The organism is Planktothrix mougeotii LEGE 06226 (assembly GCF_015207485.1).
In the GTDB taxonomy this organism is placed as follows: Bacteria; Cyanobacteriota; Cyanobacteriia; order Cyanobacteriales; family Microcoleaceae; genus Planktothrix.
Window position 1 is genome coordinate 1 of sequence record NZ_JADEWU010000141.1, and the last position, 5,158, is coordinate 5,158.

General features: G+C 44.1%; 1 protein-coding gene and 1 pseudogene. Both read left to right on the plus strand.

Going from position 1 to position 5,158, the window contains the following annotated elements; genetic code table 11:
- Positions 1-3,357: Ig-like domain-containing protein (locus tag IQ236_RS27270; protein WP_193872342.1), on the plus strand; the 3,357-nt coding region annotated here is incomplete at its 5' end.
- A 138-nt stretch (positions 3,358-3,495) separates the two neighbouring features.
- Positions 3,496-5,158: pseudogene (locus tag IQ236_RS27275) on the plus strand (Ig-like domain-containing protein); the annotation flags it as partial.

A 5,158-nucleotide genomic window follows, 5' to 3' on the forward strand; every position in this document is an offset into this window, starting at 1 on the left:
ACCACACCCCCCACAACATCCCCCACCACACCTCCTACACCTACACCTTCTGAAAGTGGCGGGACAAATCCGGCTCCGATTGCTAATAATGACTTTTTTCAGACCAACTTTCAACAAGCAACTTTTTTTAATGTTCTGGAAAATGATTCGATTACCGGAGGAAGTGGAACCAGTATCAGTATTGCTCAATTTAGCTCAACCTCCAATGGAACCTTAGTATTTAATGGGGCGGGAATTTTTACTTATACTCCTGACCCGAATTTTTTTGGAGTCGATAGTTTTAGTTATACGATTGTAGAAGGAACCGCCCCAGCCCAAGTTTTTATTGAAGTGTTAGCGGGGAACCGCCCGATTATTATTGAAGGAATTGGTCAAGGAACAGAAACCAGTGATTATATTACAGGTTCTTCTGGAAATGATGTGATCAACGGTTTAGCTGGGGATGATACCATCTTTGGTTTAGCGGGAAATGATGAACTCCGAGGGGATGAAGGTAATGATACCCTCTACGGTAATGAAGGAAATGATAGCCTCACCGGAGGAGAAGGGAACGACGAACTCAATGGCGGTAAGGATAATGATTTCCTCGATGGGAGTGAAGGAGACGATACTGGGTTAGGACAACTCGGTAACGATACCATCATTGGGAATTTGGGAAATGATAGCCTTTATGGAGGTCAAGGAGGCGATAGTGTTAGAGGGGGAGACGGCAATGATCTCGTCTATGGCGATAAAGGCAGTGATGTCGTCTGGGGGGATGGGGGAAATGATACGGTAACAGGCGGAGATGAAGAAGACCTGTTATTTGGGAATGACGGTGCTGATAGTCTCCAAGGAAATACAGGCAACGATACGATATTTGGAGGTGTTGGTAACGATACTGCCTTCGGAGGTGAAGGGGATGATCAAATTTCCGGTGAAACCGGAGATGATTTTCTCTGGGGCGGTATTGGTGTCGATACCCTCACTGGCGGGTCAGGAAATGATATCTTCGTGATGACTCCCGAAAGTGGAGGGGGGAATTTAGAAGACGCTCAAATTGTGAATGATTTTGAACCGGGCGATCGCATTGGTTTAGCTGCGGGTTTACAATTTAGTGACTTATCAATTACCCAAAGTGCTGAAAATGCCGGGAATACGATTATTAGAAATGGTAGTGCAGGAGATTATATTGCCGTTTTGATTGGGGTAAATAGCACCACCATCAACGCCGATAGTTTTACTCCCATTTCCGGTACGATTATTCCGATTCCGACTCCATCTCCAACAACTCCACCCACACCCACAACTCCACCCACACCCACCACTCCACCCACACCCACAACTCCACCGACGCCAACAACATCTCCTACCCCAACAACTCCACCCACACCCACCACTCCCACCCCAACGACTCCACCCACACCAACGACTCCCCCGTTACAACCCCCCATTGCTCAAAATGACACCGTAAAACGAACTCCTGATGGTTCTGTCACCTTTAACGTACTCGAAAATGATATAGATCCCCAGGGGAGTCCTCTTACTTTAGTGAGCGTCGGGACAGTTGCCAATGGCAGTGTAGCGATTTCCACCGGAGGAAATATTGTCTATACACCGAATCCCGGTTTTACAGGGCCAGAAACCTTTAGTTATACTATTCAAAACAGTTATGGCTTAACGTCAACGGCTCAAGTCACGGTTAATGTTAATATTCCCCCGACATTATTAGTGAATAACGGGATTATTATTGCGCTTAATGATGTGGAAAATCTTACTGCTGGAAATCTTTTGGCAGTAGACCCTGATAATCCCCCGAATGAAATTTTTTACCAAATTACCCAAGAACCCAGCTTAGGAAATTTACAAGCCATCGGGTCTACACCTCAAGTGATTAATTTGGGAGAAAGGTTTACTCAAGAAAATATTGACAACGGTTCCATTGAATATAATTCTCGAAATCTATCAGGAGAAGACGACTTTCTTTTCATTCTCACCGATAACGTAGGGACGACAACCCAGAATGCCTTTAGTATCACTATTGTTGATGATATTATTTCCGGCACGGACGGCGATGATTTAATTACAGGTAGTGGTTTAAGTGAAAATATCAGAGGATTTGCTGGAAATGATACCCTCTTAGGACTAGGCAACCGAGATGTTTTACAAGGAGGAAGCGGACGAGATTCTCTCGACGGGGGAGAAGGAAATGATGTTTTGCAAGGAGATGAAGAAGACGATATTCTCCTGGGTCAAATTGGGAACGATTCTTTATTTGGAGGTCAAGGAAATGACTCTCTCGATGGAGGTGCAGGTCGCAATACCTTGTTAGGAGAAGATGGCAATGACACCTTAGTTGCTGGAGATGATAGTAATTTACTCTCCGGTGGGAATAATGATGATATTCTCATTAGTGGTATTGGGAACGATACCCTTTTAGGGGGCAGTGGAAATGATTCCCTGACCGGAAATGCCGGAGATGATTCTCTTTATGGAGAAGAAGGACAAGACCTAATTTTTGCCGGAGTCGGTCAAGACTTAGTTCTCGGTGGTATAGATAACGATACTATTGATGCCGGAGAGAATAACGACACCATTTTTGGCGGTGATGGCAATGATTCGATCATCGGTGGAGATGGAGACGATACTATCAGTAGTGGTTCAGGGGCAGATAGCGTTTCAGCAGGAACGGGAGATGATTCCATCTTTGGTGATACTGGAAATGACTCGATTGTGGGTGATGTTGGAGAAGATACTATCTATGCTGGAGATGGCTTAGATGCTTTGTTTGGGGGAATTGGTAATGATGTCATCTTTGGGGATGGTGGTAATGACACAATCTTTGGTGGTGAAGATGATGATACCTTGGCTGGAGGCGCAGGGGCTGATAGTTTAATTGGGAATGTGGGTAATAATTCTTACTACTATTTAGCTCCCGCAGAAGGCGTTGATGTGATCACGGAATTTAATGTTAATGGTGATGATCGATTCCTGTTTAGTTCTCTTGGTTTCCCTGGCTTTACCACCGCAGAAGGAACTGTTGTTCCTCTACAAGGAATAATCATTTCTAATCTGGGTTCGGAAGGGGATGACATTAGTAATAAACAAGTGATCATTTTCCAAGATACCTTTGATAATGTTCAAGCGGTCAATGCTGCTTTGAAAAATCAAAAAGGTTCCAGTGATACTGCCGCTTTCTTTGTCTATCGCAATAACTTGTCTTATGCCGGTTTTTCGGGTGCTTATGTGATGGGCTATGATCCAAATTTAAGTGATGATAGTCTCCCGGCTTTTGATTTAGGAATTTTACCGTCTATCGATCCAGCAACCAACAATATTAGTACCTTAATTACGCCTAGTGATTTTGTCATTATCTAGTTGACAGTTGACGATTAACTATTGGTACAAATGGTTGGTAAGGACAGGTTCTGTTAGATTGTTGTGAATAACCACTGATCTTGATGAACCTGTCCCTACGACTGATTACTAATTACTAATTACTAATTACTGAATCTTATGACAAGTTCTGCTATCAATACAACTTCTGCTACTTTAGCCTTAAGAATTTCTCCGAGTAATGGTTTGTACAATACAGGAGATTCAATCTTAATTTTTCCTAGAACTTTTGATGGCAAATTTGAAACATTCCCGGGAGAAGTTCAAAATTTACTCCCCCTTTCTAATGGCATCGGAACAACTTTACCTGGTGCTGCTGGGGGAGTGATTTTTGTACCCGATGAACCTATTTTAGAAGCGATATCAATTGAAACGAATACACCGGTTTATTTAGCTGAAACAGCAGATGGACAATTTCAAACCTTAGAGGGTCAAACAACGGGAGAAATTCAAAGTGGCCCTGCTGGAAGTGTGATTTTTGTTCCCGATGGATATACCCCTGCAACCCCTAGCCCAACTGCAACCCCTAGCCCAACTGCAACTCCTAGCCCAACTGCAACTCCTAGTCCTACCGCAACTCCTAGTCCTACCGCAACTCCTAGTCCTACCGCAACTCCTAGTCCTACAGACACACCCAGTCCCACCGCAACCCCTAGTCCTACTCCCAGCGAGTCCCAACCCATTCAGATTCAAGGTGCAGGTACAGGTACAGAAGGTGATGATACGATTCTGGGAAGTAATCAAAATGATACGATTTCTGGCTTAGAGGGAAATGACAGTATCTTTGGATTAGGAGGAAATGACCTTCTACAAGGAGATGCTGGACAAGATCAAATTAATGGCAATGAAGGAAATGATGCTATTGTCGGAGGCACTGATGATGACTGTCTGCGTGGAGGTCAAGGGGATGATTTGATCTTTGGTGATGCCGGGAGTGATCTGGCTTTTGGTGATCGAGATAATGATACCTTGAATGGCGGAACCGAGGCAGATACTTTATATGGTGGCCAAGGCAATGATAGTATCCGAGGGGGTAACGAAGATGACCTCCTCTATGGGGATAAAGGCAATGATACGGTATCCGGTGAACTGGGTAACGATAGCGTCATCGGAGGAGACGGAGATGATGTTTTATATGGGAATTCTGGTCAGGACTTCCTGAGTGGAGATACTGGAAATGATCAACTCTTTGGTGGCGGAGATGATGATAGTTTAGTCGGGGGTCAAGGGATAGATGTTCTCTATGGAGATTTAGGGAATGATACGCTTTCTGGAGGAGATGATAATGATCAACTGTTTGGGAATGCAGGGGATGATGTTCTGAATGGGGATATTGGGGCGGATAATTTATATGGAGGTGCGGGAGAAGATATTCTCAAGGGCGGTAAGGGTGCAGATTTCTTATCCGGTGATGACGGGAATGATTTGTTAGCTGGAGAAGCGGGAGTAGACACCCTGACTGGAGGTGCGGGAGATGATATTTTTGTTTTGGGTTATGTTATTACTCAAGCTCCCAATGGCGGCAGCTTTATTACAGGAACTACAGGCGGAACGAGCGTTGAATTAGCAGATATTATTACAGATTTTACCACAACTGATCAGCTTGGGCTATCGGGAGGATTGACATTCCAAGATCTTGAAATTTCCCAAGGTCAAGCTTCCAATGCCAGTAATACAATTATCAAAGATAAAAATACGGGTGAATTTTTAGCGGTTTTACAAGGGGTTAATGCGACTACCTTAAGCGAATCTAACTTTGTTCTTGACCCCACTGTCCCTCTTC